Source organism: Bacillus cereus group sp. MYBK108-1 (assembly GCF_051917185.1).
In the GTDB taxonomy this organism is placed as follows: domain Bacteria; phylum Bacillota; class Bacilli; order Bacillales; family Bacillaceae_G; genus Bacillus_A; species Bacillus_A cereus.
The window spans coordinates 39233-59441 of record NZ_JBQAHZ010000011.1 but is presented as its reverse complement, the minus strand read 5'-3'; the positions used below and the strand labels follow the sequence as shown (position 1 = coordinate 59441).

Sequence of the window (20209 nt, the reverse complement as noted above, 5' to 3'; positions counted from 1 at the left end):
GGTAGAAGTTGCATTATATAGACCAAACTATGTTTTTGCTAGATATATCATTTTTCTTGAGAGTTAAACCGTTGCGAAAAGTAACTTTCCTTTATTGTAACAAAAAAACACGCATATGAATTTTTATTTTTTATCGGGTTATTTGCGGGCAATAAGAATCTAATCTCAAAATTGGTGAATGTAAGTGAGTTATGTGGAGTCGGGATGTCTGTAAAAGCAAGATTGGCATAGGTTAATAATTAGTAGAGGATGAACAAAACTCCCACTGAGTAAAGTTTTTCTTTATCTCTGTTAAAGGAAAGAATAGAAGTAGAGTTCATTATAAAAACAATGTATAGTGAATATGTATACCATGTTTGCCTTAAAGATAGAAAGGGTACAATGTGGAATAACGACCGTGCATAGGATGTGTCTTCCGAATGGAACAACATATTGGCGAGTTAATCGCGCATTATGGCTATTTTGGAATTGTTATAGCTTTGGCTGGTGGGATTGTTGGATTACCGATACCAGACGAGTTTTTATTGACCTTTGTTGGTTATAATGTTTCAAAAGGAGTTATGTCAGGAACTGCTGCTTTTTTAAGTGGGCTGGCTGGTGCGATGTTAGGGATCACGTTAAGCTACATATTAGGTTTAAAACTTGGGCTCCCTGTTTTAAAGAAATATGGGCCGAAAATTAGAATTAAAGAACATCACATTGAAAAAACACATATTTTATTTGAAAAATATGGGCCATTTCTTTTAATGATTGGTTATTTTATACCGGGCGTACGTCATTTAACAGCATATTTTGCTGGGGTATCAAATTTGACACTTTGGCGTTTTTGTTTGTACGCTTACGGTGGTGCGCTCATTTGGATAAGTGTTTTTATTGGGCTTGGCTGGAAGTTAGGCGAGAAGTGGCGCTTCGTTGAGTATAGTTTACATCATTATGGAATATGGATTTTATTAATTTCAGCAGTTGTTACATGTTTTGTATGGTTGTACATAAAGAAAAAGAAAAACCGCTAATAGCGGTTTTTTTAGCTGAAAGCAATAAATAATACACCAGCTGTAATAAAGACTACACCAACGCCGGTCATAAAGTTTAACTTTTCACCGAGGATAATCATAGCGAGAATGATAGAAAATACGACGCTTAATTTATCGACAGGAGCTACTTGTGAAACCTTTCCTGTTTTGAGGGCAAGAAAATAAAATAGCCATGAAGAAGCACCTGCAATCCCACTTAATGTGATAAATAGCAGTGCTTTTTTATTTAGCAGTACGTCGCCGATATTTTGAAATTTACCTTGTATGATAATAACGCCTATCATAAATAATGCCATAATAATAGATCGAATTGTTGTTGCAACGTTTGCATCGATGCCGTCTAAACCAAACTTTCCAAAAATCGATACAAGGGCAGCAGCAATTGCTGATAATAGTGCAAATAAGAGCCACGAACTCATAGTAAAATTCCTCCAATCTTACAGTATTATACATGAAAATGATTCTCATGTATAAAGTTGAAGCAATTGAGCTTATAGGAAGCACGACTTCAACTTAACTTCTTGCTCCACCTGAATTTTAAGGTGGGAGTTTTACTGCCTGTAAATAGTGGGCTAAATAGCGAAATAATCCCCACCTTATATTTTTAATAAGGTGGGGATTATTATACTACTCTGCAATTTCCTCATATAAAAAGTACGTTACATTATAAATATGTTCTACTTCATCGTCTGTCATAAACAGTAATTCGTCACGCTCAATCCCTTTTTTCTTTTCAATAAACTCAATCATGTTTTTGCGTTCTTCTCTCTTCATCAATTTTATTTCTCCTCTCAATCTGTTTTAATACAGTTTATTTAAGTTAATTCTATTATATAACAGAATCTTTAGAAAGTTCCACCTATTTTATTGTTTTTTTCAAAAGAACTTTTCGACAAAACAAGCCCACCTAAGGGGGGCTTGTTTTATTTTATAGTCGTAAAAACTCAGGCTCCGTCGTACCGGCACCATCGATGTAATAAATTGTGTCGGGGTTGATTTTTATCAATACGTAATTAGGGTCTTCAGGGCCGAGTAACCAACGTTTTAAGCTATTATTCCAAAACTTGTTTTTTAATGTCGAGTCTTCCTCAATTGAAGCCAATCCTTCAACTTCAATATAATCTTCATCTAATTTTTTCCCTTCTCGTCCGAGTAGTACATGGACATTAGGATTTTGTTCAATATCTGTTATCTTTTTTGATTGTCGATCTGTTGCAACATACAGTACAAAATCTTCATGGAAAAACATCATAAAGGCGCTATGAGGTTTCTCATTTCGTACTGTAGATAATACACCAGTACGTTGACTTTGAATAATAGTTGCGATTTTTTCTTTTAAGTGCATAATTTTAACCCCTTTTCACAATTTATAATTCTGTCTGTTTAAACAAGATAATTTAAATATCTTTCATACTGTTTTCTTCAATCCGATTTTTTAAACGTAATTGTGATGAAATCGGACAAGTTAGGAGAAGAATAATAATAATATTGAGGAGAAATACATACGATGGAAGGATGAAAAACATGTTTAATAAAATATTTCTTATAGTAGCGCTTATAGGTGTACCACTATCTGTACTTGGAAAAACACTTCATTGGCCAGAAACAATTATGTTCGCTGTGTATTGTGTTACGATTATCGCATTAGCTGGTTTTATGGGTAGAGCAACAGAGAGTCTAGCAATTGTTTCTGGTCCTAGAATAGGCGGATTATTAAATGCTACTTTCGGTAATGCTGTTGAACTTATCATTTCAATTTTTGCACTTCAAGCAGGGTTAATTGAAGTGGTGTTAGCTTCTTTAACGGGATCCGTACTTGGAAATTTATTATTAGTAGGAGGGTTATCCTTCTTTGTTGGAGGTCTTAAATACAAAAGACAAAGTTTTAATGTATATGATGCAAGGCATAATTCAGCTTTATTAATATTTGCTGTTGTTGTGGCCTTTGTTATTCCAGAGATCTTTTCAATGAAGATGGACGCTGGCAAGACGTATCAATTAAGTATAGGTGTTTCTATTATTATGATTATCATGTACCTTGCTGCATTACTATTTAAGTTAGTTACGCACCGTGGTGTATATCAACATAAAAGTGACGAAGTAGCGCATGAAGAAGAGCCAGAGTGGTCGAAAGGGAAGGCGCTACTTATTTTAGCGATAGCAACACTAGCGGTAGCTTATGTGTCAGAGGCACTCGTGCATACTTTTGAAACTGTTGCAAAGTCATTTGGCTGGTCAGAGTTATTTATAGGGGTTATTATCGTTGCGATTGTTGGGAATGCAGCGGAACATGCGTCTGCAATTATTATGGCTTATAAAAATAAAGTAAATATTGCAGTTGAAATTGCAATAGGCTCTACATTACAAATCGCCATGTTTGTTGCTCCTGTATTAGTATTACTATCTATGTTCTTCGCGCAAAGGATGCCTTTAGTATTTACCATACCAGAACTTGTGTCTATGATTACAGCCGTTTTCTTAACGATTGCGATTTCCAATGATGGAGATACAAACTGGTTTGAAGGAGGCACTTTACTAGCGGCGTATGTCATTATGGGAATTGGTTTTTATTTATTATGAAAAATAGGCATAACAATTGCGCTCAGAGAAAACAATAAACGAAGTAGTATATATACCTACATAGGAAGGAGCCAGACAGGTGAAACGAGTATACAGCATATGTCTTTCAACTATGGTCTCGTTTATTTTATTATTTCCTAACATGAGTTTTGCAAAGACAACAGTAGGAACAAAAATGCCTTCATCTGTTTTAAATATTTCAAAAGACAATACATTTCCAAATGATGCGCAAGATTTGCCACGTTTACAACCAAGTAAATTTGCTCAAGAGCTATTGAAAACGGCTAATATTAAAATTGAAAATCCAGACTTAATTCGGATGTTTAATGAAACGACAATTTCAAATGCGCCACTTGCAGTAGGGTATCGGGCAAAAATTTATTTAGGTCAATGGGCCTTACATTATGAATCAGTAGACACATCGATTAATTGGGAATATAAACAAGTGAATCGAAATGTGTATGATAATCGCGGAGGAGACCGTTTATATCCACTTCGCTATAAGCAAGAAACACAAAAGACGGTTGAAGGCGATTTAACAGCAGATATGAAAGATGCTGCAGATGTGAAAAAAATGATGCTTCTCAAAGCACTTGAAAAAGTACAATTACCTCTTTCGTTTAAGACAACTATTGGTTATGGTACTGGACATGAGCGTGTGTATAATATTAGTCCGAGTCAACTTGGATATTTATACGCTTATACACCAGCAGTAAATGAAAAGGGAAAAGTAACATTTGGAGAAGTGTATCTTGTATTAAAGGGAAATCAAAAAAGACTTGTTGTGAAAAATATTACTTCTCAAGGAATTGGAGCGGCAATTCCAATTCATGATCATTTGTTTTTTAAATTTATTTCTTCTTCTCACTCGCAATAACATAAAAAACGTCAGCTTATAAGCTGACGTTTTTTTTATAATGTAATGTTTGCTGTTTTTGATAAGAAATCTTCTGTCGGATAGTAGCTGTTTTTTACAAGAACATTTGGTCCAAGACATTTTACTGCAGGACAGTGGCAGCTTAATGATTTTGCTGTTTTTGAAGTGCTCCATTTTTCATACGCTTCTTGTAATGTGTTTGTTTGTATGTTTCCTAGAAGTGGAACATCACCAAAGTCCGTCACAATAATATTTCCATCGAAAATATTTACATTTAAACGAGAACGGCCATCTGGATCATTACGAACAGTTACATTTTTGCTCTCTTGCAATTTTTTAAATGTAGCTATGTCTTTTTCGTCATCGCTACAAGCATAGAAAGGTAAAGTTCCAAATAGCATCCATACATTTTCATCGCGAATTTCTAGTAAATGTTCAATCGCATCACGAATTTCAGCTTTTGTTAAAATCTCTAGATTACTCGCGAAGTCACTTGGATACATTGGATGAACTTCATGACGTTTACAGCCCATCTCTTCGACGATTTGGCGGTGAATATGTTCAATATGTGGTAGAGTTCTTTTGTTTAGCATTGTTTCGGCCGATACAAGTACACCTGCATCTGATAGAGCCTTACTATTTGTAATCATTCTTTCAAATAATTTTGCACGTTGTTCGTAAGTAGGCTTACGCTCCATCATTGCAAATCCGCCTTCAACGAAGTCATCAATTGTTCCCCAGTTATGAGATATATGCAATACGTCTAAATAAGGAATAATCTGTTCGTAACGTGCTAAATCTATAGTTAAGTTAGAGTTGATTTGAGTGCGAACGCCTCGTTCATGGGCATATTTTAAGAGTGGTGTTACATAGTTGTCGACGGATTTTTTTGAAAGCATAGGTTCGCCGCCAGTAATACTTAAAGAACGTAAATGAGGAATCTCATCTAATCGTTTTAATAAAAGATCCATCGGAAGCGGATTTGGGTCTTTCGGCTGTAACGTGTAACCAACAGCGCAATGCTCACAGCGCATGTTGCATAACGTCGTCGTTGTAAATTCAACATTTGTTAATAGTAGTTTGCCGTACTCTTCAAGGTCCATATACGCTTCCCATGGATCGTAAGAAGGAGTAATCGGCTTCATTTTTTGTGATATCGTCATATGAAATACTCCTTTGACTATTGAAATAACAATTTGTCCATTCTCTATAATAGAAGAATATGTGCTTTTTATAAAGTGAAACTTTTTAGCATGGAAAGAGAGAGGGCTTACATTATAGTGGATGACTGTGACAAAATTGATGAAATTTCATGCCCATAGCAATCGTTTTTGCGGTATAATAAAAGCAACTCGAATTAAAAGGAGAGTGCCTTCATGGGAAAAGCAATTCAAGATAAAGATACACAATTAGTATATTTAAAAGAACGTTTAAATATGTTCATTGAAGTAATTGATACAATTGAACCTGAAGAAGTAGAATTAGAAGATGTAGATCGTCTTCTTGCAATGTTAGATGAATTAGAATTAAAATGTGAGCAATTTAAAAAAGACGAATAATATATTAAAAAGGCTACCAATTCCAATTTGGTAGCCTTTTTCTGTTCGGGTAATAGAAGGACGATAGAAAAAGAGGTATAATCAAGTTGTGAAAAATTTCATTTATGCTCTAATAGCGTGAAACAAATAAATAGCTAAAGAGCATAACAATTGAATTTTCAGCTCATAACGTTTTGGTAGCGTTCACAATTGAGGGGGAAGTAACAATGGAAAAGCTTCAAGAAAGCATGTATCAACTAATTGTTGAAACGTCAACGAACTTACCGAAAGATGTTCGTCGTGCGATTCAACAAGCGAAAGAGCGAGAAAATGCAGGGACTCGTTCTGCGATGGCACTTGGCACAATTACAAATAATATTAAAATGGCTGATGATAACATCTCGCCGATTTGCCAAGATACAGGGATGCCAACGTTTAAAATTTATACACCAGTTGGTGTGAATCAATTAAAGTTGAAGGAAGCTATCTATAATGCGCTTCAGCGGGCGACAAAAGATGGTAAACTTCGTCCCAATTCTGTTGATTCTCTTTTTGGAGATAATAGTGGAAATAATTTAGGACCAGGTACACCGGTGATTAAGTTTGAACAATGGGAAAAAGATTATATTGATGCACGTTTAATCCTAAAAGGTGGTGGCTGTGAGAATAAAAATATTCAATATAGCTTACCGTGTGAACTAGAAGGACTTGGACGAGCTGGCCGTGATTTAGAAGGGATTCGTAAATGCCTTCTTCATGCAGTATATCAAGCACAAGGGCAAGGATGTAGCGCTGGTGTAATTGGTGTTGGTATCGGGGGAGACCGCACATCAGGTTATGAATTGGCAAAAAATCAATTATTCCGTACATTAGATGATGTCAATCCAGTACCAGAGTTACAACATCTTGAAGAGTACGTATTAGAAAATGCGAATAAGCTTGGCATTGGTACGATGGGATTTGGCGGAGAAACAACTTTACTTGGTTGTAAAATTGGCGTCTATAATCGTTTGCCAGCTAGTTTCTATGTATCTGTTGCGTATAATTGCTGGGCATATCGTCGCCTTGGTGTGAAAATCCATCCTGAAACAGGAGACATTATGGATTGGCTATATCAAGAAGGTGAAGATACACTTCAGCATGAAGTACAAGAAAAAACAGAGCAACGTGAGATTGTATTACAAGCACCAATTACAGAAGAGCAAATTCGTGAACTTCGCGTTGGTGATGTTGTAACAATTAATGGCATGATGTATACAGGTCGTGACGCAATCCATAAGCATTTAATGGATAATGATTGTCCAGTAGATTTAAATGGACAAATTATTTACCACTGTGGTCCAGTTGTTGTGAAAGATGAAAATGACAATTGGCAAATTAAAGCGGCAGGTCCAACGACAAGTATTCGTGAAGAACCGTACCAAGGCGATATTATGAAGAAATTCGGTATTCGCGCTGTCATTGGAAAAGGCGGTATGGGTGCGAAAACATTAGCGGCTTTAGAAGAACACGGCGGTGTATATTTAAACGCAATCGGTGGTGCAGCGCAATATTATGCTGAATGTATTAAAGAAGTGAAAGATGTTGATTTCTTACAATTTGGTATTCCGGAAGCAATGTGGCATTTACGTATCGACGGGTTTAAAGCAGTTGTAACGATGGACTCTCATGGTAATAGCTTACATGCAGATGTTGATAAAACATCACTTGAAAAATTAGCTAGCTTTAAAGAGCCAGTATTTAAGTAAATAAAAAATGCATCTCGAATGATTCGAGATGCATTTTTTTGGTATATATAGAAAAACATGTTCAGCATGAAAGAATGTGTAGCAACAGAAACTACAAGTACGATTATATATGGAAAGGAGACTATTTATGAAATATAAATGGTTATATATCGGTCTCATTTTTTCAATTATGATGGCACTTGTTCCAGTTTCAGCACTGGCTTATACAAATACTCCACATAACTGGGGAATCCCGCGTCCTAAAAATGAAACAGTACCAGATGCAGGAAAGTTATATACAGATTTACTACAAAAAAATGGCGGGTTTTATTTAGGAGATACGAAGAAAAAAGATATTTATTTAACATTTGATAATGGATATGAGAATGGATACACAGGGAAAATATTAGATGTATTAAAAGAGAAAAAAGTACCAGCAACTTTCTTTGTAACGGGGCATTACATTAAAACACAAAAAGATTTATTGTTAAGAATGAAGGATGAAGGACATATTATTGGAAACCATTCTTGGAGTCATCCTGATTTTACAGCGGTAAATGATGAGAAACTTCGTGAAGAATTAACAAGTGTAACGGAAGAAATTAAAAAAGTAACTGGGCAAAAAGAAGTGAAATATGTACGTCCTCCGCGCGGTGTATTTAGTGAAAGAACGTTAGCTCTTACGAAAGAAATGGGCTATTATAATGTATTTTGGTCACTTGCATTTTTGGATTGGAAAGTGGATCAGCAAAGAGGATGGCAATATGCGCATAATAATGTTATGGCGATGATTCATCCAGGATCTATTTTATTACTTCATGCAATATCAAAAGATAATGCAGAAGCACTTGCGAAAATCATTGATGATTTGCGCGAGAAAGGGTATCATTTTAAAAGTCTAGATGACTTAGTAAAAGGCAATCAACCGTAAGCATGTATGCTTACGGTTTTCTCATGCTATAATGATGTGTAAAAAGGATGGGGAAACGTATGTGGAGCGAACATGTTACGTTAGAGTATCCGTATCATTTTGAAGAAGTATTAAAACGTTTATCTTTTGATCCTCTTAACGTCATTCAATTAGATGAGAAAGTTATTTATATCCCGCTTTGTATAGACGAGGAACAGGTTGTTGTTCGCTTACAAGGGATTGGTACTGTTCAAAATCCACAGTTTTGGATTTCTAGTCAGACAGGAGATCCAGAGAAAGTCATGAAACGAATGAGGGCCATTTTTCATTGGAATGAACCGTTTCAAGATATACAAAATCATTTTTTAAACACATCATTACGTCCACTATTTGAAACATATGCTTATACTCCAATTATTTTAGAATTTGATTATTTTGCTTGTCTGCTTCGCTGTATCATTCACCAACAAATAAATTTGAAATTTGCTACTGTGTTAACAGAACAATTTGTGAAACGGTATGGAACAGAGAAGAACGGTGTATTCTTTTTCCCCACTCCGGAAATAGTAGCAAATATTTCAATAGAAGAATTGAGAGAGCAGAAGTTTAGTCAGCGAAAGGCTGAATATATAGTAGGATTAGGTCGAAGTATTGTCAGTGGTACATTAAATTTAGCGAGTATAGAAAATGGGACGGAAGAAGACATTTCAGCACAATTGTTGCCAATTAGGGGAATTGGTGCATGGACAGTGCAAAACTTTTTAATGTTTGGGCTTGGACGGAAAAATATGTTCCCGAAAGCGGACATTGGGATTCAGCGTGCAGTGCAAGGTATATTTCAATTAGATGATAAACCTGATGATGCATTTTTAGAAAAAGTGAAACAAGAGTGTGAACCATACTGCAGTTATGCAGCGTTATATTTATGGAAAAGTATAGAGTAGAGGTGTAATAATGATACAAAAGCAACATGAGAGTAAGTTGGAAGTTGGTCAAACGTTTCCTGTGACAATTAAACGTCTTGGGATTAACGGAGAAGGCGTTGGTTATTTTAAGAGACAAGTTGTTTTTATTCCAGGGGCATTACCAGGAGAAGAAGTTGTTGCAGAAACAACGAAAATTCAGCGTGGCTTCGCTGAAGCGAAAGTGAAAAAAGTTCGTAAAGCTTCACCGCATCGTGTGAAAGCACCGTGTCCAGTATATGAGGAGTGTGGCGGTTGTCAGCTGCAACATTTAGATTATAAAGAACAATTGAATCAAAAGCGTGATATCGTTGTACAAGCATTTGAGAAGTACATGAAAAATAGTATGGAAGAGAAAATTCGCCCAACGCTTGGCATGGAAAATCCATGGCATTATCGTAATAAGAGTCAATTACAAGTGGGGCGTAAAGACGAAAAGGTTATTACAGGGCTATATAAACAAAACTCACATCAGTTAATTGATATCGCTCACTGTATGATTCAACATAAAGCAACGAATGAAGCGACAAAAGTTGTAAGACGTATTTTAGAAAAATTAAATGTTTCTATTTACAATGAGAAAAAACAAAAAGGTTTAGTACGCACAATTGTAACACGTACTGCAGTTCAAACAGGGGAAGTACAAGTTACACTTATTACAACAAAAGAAGAATTACCAAATAAAGAACAATTTATTGCAGAAGTACAAAAACAGATGCCAGCGGTTAAATCAATTATGCAAAATGTAAACTGGCGTAAAACATCTGTTATTTTTGGCGACAAAACATTTAAATTAGCTGGAAAAGAAGTCATTCAAGAAACACTTGGCGATTTATCATTTGAATTATCAGCACGTGCATTCTTCCAGTTGAATCCAGAGCAAACAGTTGTTTTGTATAATGAAGCGAAAAAAGCAGCTGCGTTAACAGGAAACGAGAAGATTGTGGATGCGTACTGTGGTGTTGGTACAATCGGTCTTTGGCTTGCAAATGATGCAGCGGAAGTACGTGGTATGGATGTAATTCCAGAAGCAATTGCAGATGCAAGAAAAAATGCAAAGCGTCACGGATTTACAAATACGAAATATGAAGCAGGTAAAGCTGAACAATGGTTACCGAAATGGGTAAAAGAAGGATGGCGTCCAGATGTAATTGTTGTCGACCCACCACGTACAGGTTGCGATGATAAATTACTGGAAACAATTTTAAAAGTGAAGCCGAAACAAGTTGTGTACGTGTCTTGTAATCCTTCTTCATTAGCACGTGATGTACAAGCATTAATGAAGAGCTATGAAGTGGAGTATGTGCAACCAGTTGATATGTTCCCGCATACAGCTCACGTAGAAAATGTAGTGAAGCTTGTTAGAAAGTAAAGTTTATTAATATTCCCTCATGGTATGAGGGAATATTTTCTATGAAGGAGAATATTATGCATAATTATAAATTAACGATTCAGTACGACGGCGCACGTTTTAAAGGATGGCAACGTCTCGGTAATAACGATAATACAATTCAAGGAAAAATCGAAAGTGTCATATCTGAAATGGTCGGAAAAGAAATTGAAATTATCGGTTGTAGTAGAACAGACGCTGGTGTACATGCTTTGAATCAAGTTGCTAACTTTCAAAGTGATGAGAAGTTAGTGGAACATAAAGTGAAAAAATATTTAAATCAATATTTACCTAACGATATTAGCATTACGAATGTGGAAGAAGTACATGATCGTTTCCATGCTCGTTACAATTCTAAAGCAAAAACATATCTGTATAAAATTTGGAATGAAGAGCATACAAATCCATTTATGCGTAAATACAGCATGCATGTGAATAAAAAATTAAATGTGAAAAGCATGAAAGCAGCTGCAAAACATTTAGTTGGTTCACATGACTTTACTGCTTTTTCAAATGCGAAATCAAAGAAAAAATCTATGGTTCGAGAAGTATATACACTTGATGTGATGGAAGAGGCAGGGTTTGTACAAATTAGAGTAAGTGGTAACGGCTTCCTTCATAATATGGTAAGAAAAATTGTCGGGGCATTAATTGAAGTTGGATTAGGACAATTAGATGCTGAAGCAATTCCAAACATTTTAGAGGAAAAGCAGCGCAATCAAATTAATTGTCTTGCTGAGGCAAGTGGGTTGTATTTAGAGAATGTTGAGTTTTAATGGCAAATAAAAAAATCGGGCTAAGTAGCTCGATTTTTTTAGTATTAAGAAGATTTTTCGTTTTTTATACGTAGCTTTAAATTCCAAAAAGCAGCAAGCATAATAGCTGCAAAGGAGCCAAAAATTGTTCCTAATAGCTTTGCATAAGGAGAGCTGCTTACATCGGCATTAATGAATAACATCATACAGAGCATGGCAGGGAAAAAGTATAAGTATTGTAATAACTTTAATTTTTTATCATTACTCATATATATAGCCCCTTTCTAGCATGTTATATGTTTATTGTAACATATTTTACCAAGTCATTTTTTCACTTGGAGACATGTTTATTTCATATGTGTAAATGCAGTTTTTTAATTCGATATTGTAAGTTTTGCCTACTTAATCCTAAAAATTTTGCAGCTTGTGAGATGTTGCCATGATTCTCTTTAAGAATTTGGTTAATGTAGTTCTTTTCCATTTTTTCTATTGTGTGTTTTAAAGTTTTAGGTGCATCAGTATTGTGATTAGTTAGTGCATGTTGCATATTGAATTCTGTTTTTATTCGTTCGCGAAAGCGAGTAGGAAGATGAAACGCTGTAATGATGGTTTCATCTTCTATCAAGTTCATGGAACCTTCAATTATATGTTCCAACTCCCGTACGTTTCCAGGCCAATCGTATGCATAGAAAAATTCTCTTACATTTACATCTACATCGGTTACGTTGAGCCCGAATTGAGTATTATATTTTTCAATAAAGTGCTGAACAAGAGCTGGAATATCTTCTTTTCTTTCACGTAAAGGCGGAAGACATAAAGTAACGACGCTTAATCGGTAATATAAGTCTTCTCTTAATCGATTATGTGCGATGGCTTCAAAGGGATCTTCATTGATAGTTGCTATAATGCGAACATCAATTTCTTTTTCGTGTGTACCTCCGATTCTTCGTATTGTTTTTTCTTGTATAGCCCGCAGCAACTTAGCTTGAAGTATTGGGCTTAATGAATTGATTTCATCTAATAACAAAGTTCCTCCGTTTGCTTCTTCGAATAAGCCTGATTTATCTATTGCTCCTGTAAAGGCACCTCGATTTGTACCAAATAGTAGGCTTTCCATTAAGGTATCAGGTATAGCGGCACAGTTTTGTGAAATAAAGGGTTTTGTTGAACGCTGACTTTCATTATGGATGCTTTGTGCAAATAGTTCTTTACCAGTGCCTGTTTCTCCTACTAGAAGTATGGAGGAAGATGTACGAATTACTCTTTTTCCTTCTGTAATGATTGATTGAATGGCTTCAGAATCACCAATTATGTGATCAAAGGTAAATTTAGTGCTTTGTTTTCGAGAAGGACCTATTTTTATCGTTTGCTTTAAGTTACTAATTTCTTTTGATATTTCAATAGCGCCTTTAATTTTTCCATTTTCTATTATAGGGAAAGTATCGTTAATCGTTGTAATTTCTTGTCCTTTATTGTTAAAATACGTTTGTTTTATATTTTTCTTTGTTTTTCCAAATTTTAATGCCTCTATAAGAGTACTATTTTTATTTTCCTCAAATGCGAATACTTCTAAAGGACTTTTATATAGCACATCTGAGCGCTCCATTGATTCAATTTCCATCATTTTGCGGTTATAGATAATCGTCTTACTTTCCTCATTAATAATATGAATTCCGATGTCGAGTTCATTGAGTAAAGTTTCATATAGCATATTCATTTCAATGATCTGTTTTAAATTAATTTCTTCTGTACGCATAGATTATCTTCTCCTCATTCCACCCTATGAAGACTGACTTTTTATAATTTTATTAAAATTCTTATAAAATCGCAAAAATTTTTTGCTATTTTCCTTTTAAAATCTCTGAAATGATAGAAAAATTTTGCGGTTATGAAGTTTTTTTTTTGAGAAACCTTCATTTTAAATAGGAATTGGAGATTGGTACGCATTTTGCATAAATAATAATTGATATATCTAAAGGAGGGATATGCAACGTTTCAGTACCAACTAATAAGAAGGAGGAGTGTATAAAGTGAAGACGGTTATAGAATGCGTGTATAGTCCTTGTTACGGGAAAGTAGAGAAGTTATTTGTTACGGAAAGTTCTTACGTATATGAGTGGGAGAAATTAGCATTAATTGAAACAATAGATAAACAGAAAGTAGAAATTAAGATAGGGATCAGTGGTTATATTGAATCATTAGAAGTAGTAGAAGGACAAGCTATTGCTGATCAAAAGTTATTAATAACAGTAAGGGATGACCTTTTAGTAACAGGCAGTGATTAATGTAAGTGACGTGTATTTTTGCTCTTTTAAATCATTATTTTTACGGTGAATAATTTTAAAAACGCTTACATTAAATGGGTTTACAAAGTGAAAAGGGGGGATTTATATGATGAATCAAAATCAAGGATTAAAAAGAGAATTGAAAAGCAGGCACATATTTATGATTGCACTTGGAGGCGTTATTGGTACCGGTCTTTTTTTAGGATCTGGGTATACAATTCATGAAGCTGGGCCTGGAGGAGCGATTGTAGCATATCTTGTTGGAGGATTTGTTATGTATTTAACGATGCTCTGTCTTGGAGAGTTAGCTGTTGCAATGCCTGACGCAGGATCTTATCAAACGTATGCGACAAAGCATATTTCTCCTGCAGCAGGTTATGTAGTTGGATGGATGTCATGGTTAAACTGGTCAGCTACGATAGGGATTGAACTAATTGCAGTTAGTATTTTAATGAAACGATGGTTTCCTGATGTACCTTCATGGATTTGGTGCGTAGTGTTTGCGGTACTCCTCTTTGCTATTAATGCGTTATCTTCAAGAAGTTTTGCGGAAGTTGAATTTTGGTTTGCAAGTATTAAAGTAATTACGATTATTGCATTTATTATTTTAGGCGGGGCAGCAATGTTTGGTTTTCTAGATATGAAAGGAAATGAACCAGCGCCGATGTTCTCTAGTTTTACTGATTATGGTGGATTGTTCCCCAATGGATTATCAGCCATTTTAATTACGATGATTGCAGTTAATTTTTCTTTCCAAGGAACAGAATTAGTTGGTATTGCAGCAGGTGAGAGTGAAAATCCAGAGAAAACAATCCCGAAGGCAATTAACAATACAGTTTGGCGTATACTTGTTTTCTTTGTACTATCTATTTTTATTCTTGCTGGACTATTCCCTTGGCAACAAGCGGGAGTAATTGAAAGTCCATTTGTAGTTGTATTTGATAAAATTGGTATTCCTTATGCAGCAGATATTATAAATTTTGTTATCATTACAGCAGTGCTATCCGTTGCTAATTCAGGGTTATATGCAACTTCTCGTATGCTATGGTCTATGTCTAATCAAGGAATGATTAGTCCGATTTTTGGTAAGTTATCTAAAAACGGTGTTCCTATTTATGCATTGATTGTAAGTACAATTGTAGGTTGCCTTTCATTACTATCAGGTATTTATGCGGAAGATACAGTTTATTTATGGCTACTTTCTATTGCCGGGTTCGGGGCGATATTAGTTTGGGCATCTATTGCTCTATCTAACTTATTAGCTAGAAGGTCATACATAAAGCAGGGCGGGGATGTGAAAGAATTGAAATTTAAAACACCATTGTATCCATTTGTACCACTTCTTGCGTTAGTATTAAATTTAACAGTAATCGTTGGAATGGCCTTTATTCCAGAACAAAGAATGGCATTGTATTGTGGTATTCCATTTATGATTGTTTGTTTACTGTTTTACCGTGCGACAAGAAATAAGGCACGTAAAATAGAACATATTGAAAAGACAAATACGACGGAAGTAGAGAGCTTATAATATGAATTAATTTGGAGACTGTAAGATTTGTAAACAGTCTCTTTTTTTGTGAAAATAAAGCTGGAAACATACTACGTATGTAAAGGGGAATTAGCGATGAATGAAAAAGTTTCACAGCTATTAGAGCAGATTGATTTACGAAAAGATGAGTTACTAGAGCTTACAAAGAATTTAATTCGTTTTGAAACACCAGCACCGCCGGCGAGAAATACAAATGAGGCACAACAATTTGTTGCAGAGTTTCTAAGAGAACAAAATTTTAGTGTTGATAAATGGGATGTATATCCTAATGATCCGAACGTTGTTGGTGTGAAAAAAGGGGCAAAAAGTGACTCATATAAAAGTCTTATTATTAATGGTCATATGGATGTAGCTGAAGTGTCAGCAGATGAGGCGTGGGAAACGAATCCATTTGATCCATTTATAAAAGATGGCTGGTTAGTTGGACGTGGCGCAGCAGATATGAAAGGTGGGCTGGCTGGAGCGCTATTTGCCATTCAACTTTTACAAGAAGCTGGTATTGAATTACCTGGAGATTTAATCTTTCAATCAGTAATAGGAGAAGAAGTTGGAGAGGCAGGTACACTTCAATGCTGCAGGCGAGGTTACGATGCTGATTTTGCAGTAGTAGTGGATACGAGCGATTTACATATGCAAGGACAAGGCGGTGTCATTACTGGATGGATTACAGTGAAAAGTCCGCAAACGTTTCATGATGCAACGCGCAGACAAATGATCCATGCCGGAGGATGTTTATTTGGAGCGAGTGCGATTGAAAAAATGATGAAAATTGTGCAAAGCTTACAAGAATTAGAGCGCCACTGGGCAGTTATGAAAACATATGAAGGCTATCCATCTGGAACAACAACAATTAATCCAGCTGTTATTGAGGGTGGAAGACATGCAGCTTTTATTGCGGATGAGTGCCGGTTATGGATAACAGTGCACTTTTATCCGAATGAAACACATGAACAAATAATAAAAGAAATTGAAGAGTATATTGGAAAGGTGGCAGCTGCCGATCCATGGTTAAGTGAAAATCCGCCACAATTTAAGTGGGGCGGAGAATCAATGATTGTGGATCGTGGCGAAATTTTCCCTTCTTTAGAAATAGATAGTGAACATACAGCTGTAAAAACGCTTAGCTCAGTACATGAATCAATTCTTTCTAAAAATGCAATTTTAGATATGTCTGCAACGGTAACGGATGGTGGTTGGTTTAGTGAATTTCATATTCCAGCGATTATATATGGACCAGGTACATTAGAAGAAGCACATTCTGTAAATGAGAAAGTTGAAGTTGAACAGTTAATTGAATTTACAAAAGTGATAACAGCATTTATATATGAATGGTGCCACACGGAAAAATAGATTTGTACAGTAAAATCGTACGAGTATGTATACTTGTACGATTTTTTATTGAACTATTTCAGTGTTGAATATAAACAACTGAAATAGTTCTTTATTTTTCTATGTCTTTCGTTTCATTTCAATTAATTTCTCTTTCGCTAATTCAACGGCAATCGCATCATCTAAATAGCCAATTGGAAAGAGATAGTCGGGAATAATATCTGTCGATAATATGAAATAAAGTAATGCGCTCCCAAGAACTGCACGTTCTTCTTTTGAAATGGTTTCATTACAAAATTGTTGATACATATCTGTTAATTGTTCAATAAAAGGACCAGCACTATCAATTTGCTCTAATTTGCTTGCAAAACTGTCATGAATACGTTTTTCGCCTTCTGTTGTCTGGGCATAGCGTTCGTAATTTTCGAGTTCTTGTTTTACGCGAGTTGTAGTGTAATCGAAATCGAATAAGTTAGAGGATTGCAGAGTTTGCTGAATGGTATCAAGAGATGTGTACATATCCGTCTTTTCTTTATTAATGTGAGGAGAATCAGGATACATTTCATCAAATAACAATTGGGGTGGAACTTGCAGACATTCTGCGAATTTTTGTAGGTGTTTTTGTTTTGGCGGTTGTTTACCATTCATAATTCTTGAGATTGTTGCAGGATCAATATTTGTAAGCATTCCGAGTTGGCGCATAGATAAGGCACGTTCTTTTAAAAGTTTTTTTATTAATCTACTAAGCCGCTCATTTGGATTTTCTTTAGGCATAGCGAAGGCACTCCTTTTTATTGTTGAAAAAATGTTGAGCATTTATTACATGTATATGAAACAGACAGGCACAGTTGCTCAACATTTTCATAAGATGCATGGAAAAGTGAGGAAAAGGGGTGGCTATTTATGAGTACGGCAGGTCTATTTTCAATTTTTTTAATCGGGATTGCTTCTAATTTAGATAATGCAGGTGTTGGGATTGCATATGGCATTCGTAAAATTAGAATTTCGTGGTTCAACAATTTTATCATCGCATTTTTTGGGTTTTTATTTACTTTATTAGCTGGATTTTTTGGGAACTGGATTGCGTTATTTATTTCAGAGTTTACAGCAAACCTGATTGGAGCAATCGTTTTAGGGATAATCGGGGTGTTTATTTTGTGCCAGCCTTTCTTGGGGCAAAGAAATACCGTAGGCTCTAAAGATGGTAATGTACTTATGGGAATTTTACGTAATCCAGAAAAAGCAGATTTTGATGGTTCTAAAACAATTAGTTTTTCAGAAGCAATTGTATTAGGGATTGCGTTGTCTATTAATAATATTGCAGGTGGATTTGATGCTGGAGTAACAAACCTGAACCTTTGGCTTACAGCAACTATTTCAGGGGTGTTTAGTTTTATTTGTATTAGTAGTTTTGCGTATGTAGGGAAACGATTTTTAGCAGAATACTTAGGAAAGTGGGCGACAGTTATCGCAGGAGTGTTATTAATTCTTATTGGGATTGATCAGTTGTTGTAAGGAGAGTAGAAAACAAGGTTCGAGTATTTCCTTGGAAATACAGCAAGAGATTGCATATATCGACGTACTTTTCTCCATACTAATACGGATTTCTTTTAAGAAAGGGGGATTTGTATGGGACGCGGGAAAGCATTTGATCATAAGAAAAAAGGGCATGATCATCAACCACCTAAAGGTGCGTTCATTCATAAAGATGTAAATGAACATACTTTGGAAGAGGAAGAGCTACCAGTAAATATTGAGGCGTATAAAAATAGTTTAAAAAAACATTAAAAGCACCTACATAGGTGCTTTTTTACCGTATATCTTCAATTAATTGTTCGGATTCTTCATGCATACTGTACTCACTTAATACTTGAATGCAAAGCCACTTTAATTCCTCAATCGTATGCTCAAGTTCTTCAGGAAGCACATGATAAATGTCTTCAAGTCCCATCCCGAAATGAATAAGTTCAAGTACTTGATCATCGATGTTCCGATCCATTAATAATTCAAGTACTTCTAAATTGAATATGTATCGGTGAGCTTCGTCGAGTGAAACAACTTTTAACTTCAAGCTTTCTACAATACTCAATATAAAAAGAAGGATTGTTTTTTCAAGAACAGGTTGTTTTCCCATTTGAAATATTAGTTTCATCTTTCACACCTCCACATATAGCGCTAGGTTGTACTATATTATTCAGGAGGGGGGAACAAATATGCATGATATAGAGAAACTTTCAGCACTGTTTTTGTAAGAGTATTGATAACTGACAAAAGTGAGGTTTTGGCGAAATAAAAAATCCTGCTAGTATAGCAGGATAACTCGCGATTAAAAAATGCTCCAACCTTCTTGAGCAGAAAGAAGTTCAAGAATTTTAAAACCGGCAATACTATTTCCGTTTGCATCTAAAGCTGGTCCGAAAATACCGATTCCCATGTCTCCTTTTACGCAGCCAAAAATACCACCGGCTACACCACTTTTTGCAGGAATACCAACACGAATTGCAAATTCACCAGATTCGTTATACATACCACATGTGACCATAAATGTTTTGCAAATTTTTGTAATATGTTTAGGGATGATTTGTTTCTTTTTATATGGATCATATCCATCCATTGCAAAAATTAAGCCGATACGTGCTAAATCGATGCAGTTTACTTCAACTGCGCATTGACGAGTATATAAATCCATAAGTTCTTCAATATCACAATCGATAATTCCGTTTTGTTTCATATAATAACAAAGTGAACGGTTTAGGTAAGCTGTCTCTAGTTCTGAATCGGCAACTTTAGAGGAATAATTAATAGTAGGATTATCTGTTATTTCACGTACAAAATGAAGAATACGTTCCATTTTTTCCTCGTTATCTTTTCCTGCTAACATGCTTGTAATAGCTAATGCTCCTGCATTTATCATTGGATTAAGGGGTTTGGACGGACTTGTCGTTTCTAACTTAATAATAGAATTAAATGGGTCACCCGTTGGTTCCATTCCAACTTTAGAAAATACATATTCTTCACCACGGTCTAAAAGGGCAAGGGCAAGTGTAATTACTTTGGAAATACTTTGAAGAGTAAATAGTGTTTGTGAGTTGCCTGCATGGATATATTCTGTTTCTTTATGGAAAATGGCAATCCCTAAATCGTCTGGATTTGCATTTCCTAGTTCGGGGATATAAGTAGCAAGTTTTCCTTTTTTTGTATATGGTTTTACTTGTTCTAACAACTGTTGTAAGTTGTTTGTTTCAATGCACTGCATAGTACCAACGCTCCTAT

Annotated in this window: 23 protein-coding genes; 14 read left to right on the top strand and 9 right to left on the bottom strand. The window is 35.3% G+C overall.

Annotation, left to right across the window (positions count from 1 at the left end; all coding sequences use genetic code 11):
• Positions 1 to 419 precede the first annotated feature (419 nt).
• A complete protein-coding gene (locus ACTFSL_RS16660; RefSeq protein WP_000434872.1) occupies positions 420 to 1013 on the top strand; it encodes a DedA family protein in 594 nt (197 codons plus the stop codon).
• Between the two features lie 11 nt (positions 1014 to 1024).
• Here ACTFSL_RS16660 and ACTFSL_RS16655 read toward each other — a convergent pair whose 3' ends face one another.
• The 3 genes from ACTFSL_RS16655 to ACTFSL_RS16645 form a co-directional block, all read right to left on the bottom strand.
• Positions 1025 to 1453, bottom strand: coding sequence for an EamA family transporter (locus ACTFSL_RS16655; RefSeq protein WP_000100295.1), 429 nt, complete (start codon positions 1451 to 1453; stop codon positions 1025 to 1027).
• A gap of 208 nt (positions 1454 to 1661) precedes the next feature.
• The gene (locus ACTFSL_RS16650) at positions 1662 to 1808 is read right to left on the bottom strand and encodes a BH0509 family protein (RefSeq protein WP_000817786.1); all 147 of its coding nucleotides are present in this window, start codon (positions 1806 to 1808) and stop codon (positions 1662 to 1664) included.
• Positions 1809 to 1962: 154 nt separating this feature from the next.
• Positions 1963 to 2379 (bottom strand): pyridoxamine 5'-phosphate oxidase family protein, encoded by a 417-nt coding sequence (locus ACTFSL_RS16645; protein WP_440042072.1) that lies wholly within the window; start codon positions 2377 to 2379, stop codon positions 1963 to 1965.
• A 179-nt stretch (positions 2380 to 2558) separates the two neighbouring features.
• Here ACTFSL_RS16645 and cax point away from each other — a divergent pair, with 179 nt between their 5' ends.
• Together cax and ACTFSL_RS16635 are read left to right on the top strand one after the other, a co-directional pair.
• Complete coding sequence (gene cax / locus ACTFSL_RS16640) at positions 2559 to 3614, top strand: calcium/proton exchanger (RefSeq protein ID WP_000482137.1); 1056 nt, start codon at positions 2559 to 2561, stop codon at positions 3612 to 3614.
• 79 nt (positions 3615 to 3693) lie between these two features.
• The gene (locus tag ACTFSL_RS16635; protein WP_002083605.1) at positions 3694 to 4491 is read left to right on the top strand and encodes a YfkD famly protein; all 798 of its coding nucleotides are present in this window, start codon (positions 3694 to 3696) and stop codon (positions 4489 to 4491) included.
• A 35-nt stretch (positions 4492 to 4526) separates the two neighbouring features.
• Here ACTFSL_RS16635 and yfkAB read toward each other — a convergent pair whose 3' ends face one another.
• Complete coding sequence (gene yfkAB / locus ACTFSL_RS16630) at positions 4527 to 5654, bottom strand: radical SAM/CxCxxxxC motif protein YfkAB (protein ID WP_000156016.1); 1128 nt, start codon at positions 5652 to 5654, stop codon at positions 4527 to 4529.
• A gap of 213 nt (positions 5655 to 5867) precedes the next feature.
• Here yfkAB and ACTFSL_RS16625 point away from each other — a divergent pair, with 213 nt between their 5' ends.
• The 6 genes from ACTFSL_RS16625 (at position 5868) to truA (ending at position 11794) form a co-directional block, all read left to right on the top strand.
• Positions 5868 to 6050 (top strand): SE1561 family protein, encoded by a 183-nt coding sequence (locus ACTFSL_RS16625; protein WP_000513558.1) that lies wholly within the window; start codon positions 5868 to 5870, stop codon positions 6048 to 6050.
• Between the two features lie 206 nt (positions 6051 to 6256).
• Positions 6257 to 7777 (top strand): class I fumarate hydratase, encoded by a 1521-nt coding sequence (fumA, locus tag ACTFSL_RS16620; protein WP_440042071.1) that lies wholly within the window; start codon positions 6257 to 6259, stop codon positions 7775 to 7777.
• Positions 7778 to 7904: 127 nt separating this feature from the next.
• Complete coding sequence (gene pdaA / locus ACTFSL_RS16615) at positions 7905 to 8687, top strand: delta-lactam-biosynthetic de-N-acetylase (RefSeq protein ID WP_440042069.1); 783 nt, start codon at positions 7905 to 7907, stop codon at positions 8685 to 8687.
• 59 nt (positions 8688 to 8746) lie between these two features.
• Entirely contained in the window at positions 8747 to 9610 is an 864-nt protein-coding gene (locus tag ACTFSL_RS16610; protein ID WP_000269422.1) for a DNA-3-methyladenine glycosylase family protein, read from the top strand.
• Between the two features lie 10 nt (positions 9611 to 9620).
• Positions 9621 to 11000, top strand: coding sequence for a 23S rRNA (uracil(1939)-C(5))-methyltransferase RlmD (rlmD, locus tag ACTFSL_RS16605; protein WP_000615206.1), 1380 nt, complete (start codon positions 9621 to 9623; stop codon positions 10998 to 11000).
• 56 nt (positions 11001 to 11056) lie between these two features.
• Positions 11057 to 11794 carry a tRNA pseudouridine(38-40) synthase TruA gene (truA, locus tag ACTFSL_RS16600; RefSeq protein WP_000553118.1) on the top strand — a complete coding sequence of 246 codons (738 nt, stop codon included), beginning with the start codon at positions 11057 to 11059 and terminating at the stop codon, positions 11792 to 11794.
• 44 nt (positions 11795 to 11838) lie between these two features.
• On the opposite strand, the gene ACTFSL_RS16595 is transcribed toward truA, so the two are convergent.
• On the bottom strand, positions 11839 to 12042 hold the full coding sequence (locus ACTFSL_RS16595) for a hypothetical protein (RefSeq protein WP_000063861.1): 204 nt from the start codon (positions 12040 to 12042) through the stop codon (positions 11839 to 11841).
• An 83-nt stretch (positions 12043 to 12125) separates the two neighbouring features.
• Positions 12126 to 13529 carry a sigma-54 interaction domain-containing protein gene (locus tag ACTFSL_RS16590; protein WP_061456735.1) on the bottom strand — a complete coding sequence of 468 codons (1404 nt, stop codon included), beginning with the start codon at positions 13527 to 13529 and terminating at the stop codon, positions 12126 to 12128.
• Positions 13530 to 13803: 274 nt separating this feature from the next.
• Between ACTFSL_RS16590 and ACTFSL_RS16585 the strand changes: the two genes are divergently transcribed.
• From ACTFSL_RS16585 to ACTFSL_RS16575, 3 genes are all read left to right on the top strand, one after another.
• Entirely contained in the window at positions 13804 to 14058 is a 255-nt protein-coding gene (locus ACTFSL_RS16585; RefSeq protein WP_000859480.1) for a biotin/lipoyl-containing protein, read from the top strand.
• Positions 14059 to 14164: 106 nt separating this feature from the next.
• Positions 14165 to 15586 carry an amino acid permease gene (locus ACTFSL_RS16580; RefSeq protein WP_440042066.1) on the top strand — a complete coding sequence of 474 codons (1422 nt, stop codon included), beginning with the start codon at positions 14165 to 14167 and terminating at the stop codon, positions 15584 to 15586.
• A gap of 48 nt (positions 15587 to 15634) precedes the next feature.
• Positions 15635 to 16957 (top strand): acetylornithine deacetylase, encoded by a 1323-nt coding sequence (locus ACTFSL_RS16575; RefSeq protein ID WP_440042065.1) that lies wholly within the window; start codon positions 15635 to 15637, stop codon positions 16955 to 16957.
• A 99-nt stretch (positions 16958 to 17056) separates the two neighbouring features.
• On the opposite strand, the gene ACTFSL_RS16570 is transcribed toward ACTFSL_RS16575, so the two are convergent.
• Complete coding sequence (locus ACTFSL_RS16570; protein ID WP_025687072.1) at positions 17057 to 17710, bottom strand: helix-turn-helix domain-containing protein; 654 nt, start codon at positions 17708 to 17710, stop codon at positions 17057 to 17059.
• A 129-nt stretch (positions 17711 to 17839) separates the two neighbouring features.
• Here ACTFSL_RS16570 and ytaF point away from each other — a divergent pair, with 129 nt between their 5' ends.
• A complete protein-coding gene (gene ytaF / locus ACTFSL_RS16565) occupies positions 17840 to 18451 on the top strand; it encodes a sporulation membrane protein YtaF (RefSeq protein WP_000100728.1) in 612 nt (203 codons plus the stop codon).
• A gap of 114 nt (positions 18452 to 18565) precedes the next feature.
• Positions 18566 to 18724 carry a hypothetical protein gene (locus ACTFSL_RS16560; RefSeq protein ID WP_000532409.1) on the top strand — a complete coding sequence of 53 codons (159 nt, stop codon included), beginning with the start codon at positions 18566 to 18568 and terminating at the stop codon, positions 18722 to 18724.
• Positions 18725 to 18746: 22 nt separating this feature from the next.
• On the opposite strand, the gene ACTFSL_RS16555 is transcribed toward ACTFSL_RS16560, so the two are convergent.
• Positions 18747 to 19088, bottom strand: coding sequence for a DUF3969 family protein (locus tag ACTFSL_RS16555; RefSeq protein ID WP_000766604.1), 342 nt, complete (start codon positions 19086 to 19088; stop codon positions 18747 to 18749).
• A 174-nt stretch (positions 19089 to 19262) separates the two neighbouring features.
• On the bottom strand, positions 19263 to 20192 hold the full coding sequence (gene glsA, locus ACTFSL_RS16550; protein ID WP_001149850.1) for a glutaminase A: 930 nt from the start codon (positions 20190 to 20192) through the stop codon (positions 19263 to 19265).
• Positions 20193 to 20209 lie beyond the last annotated feature (17 nt).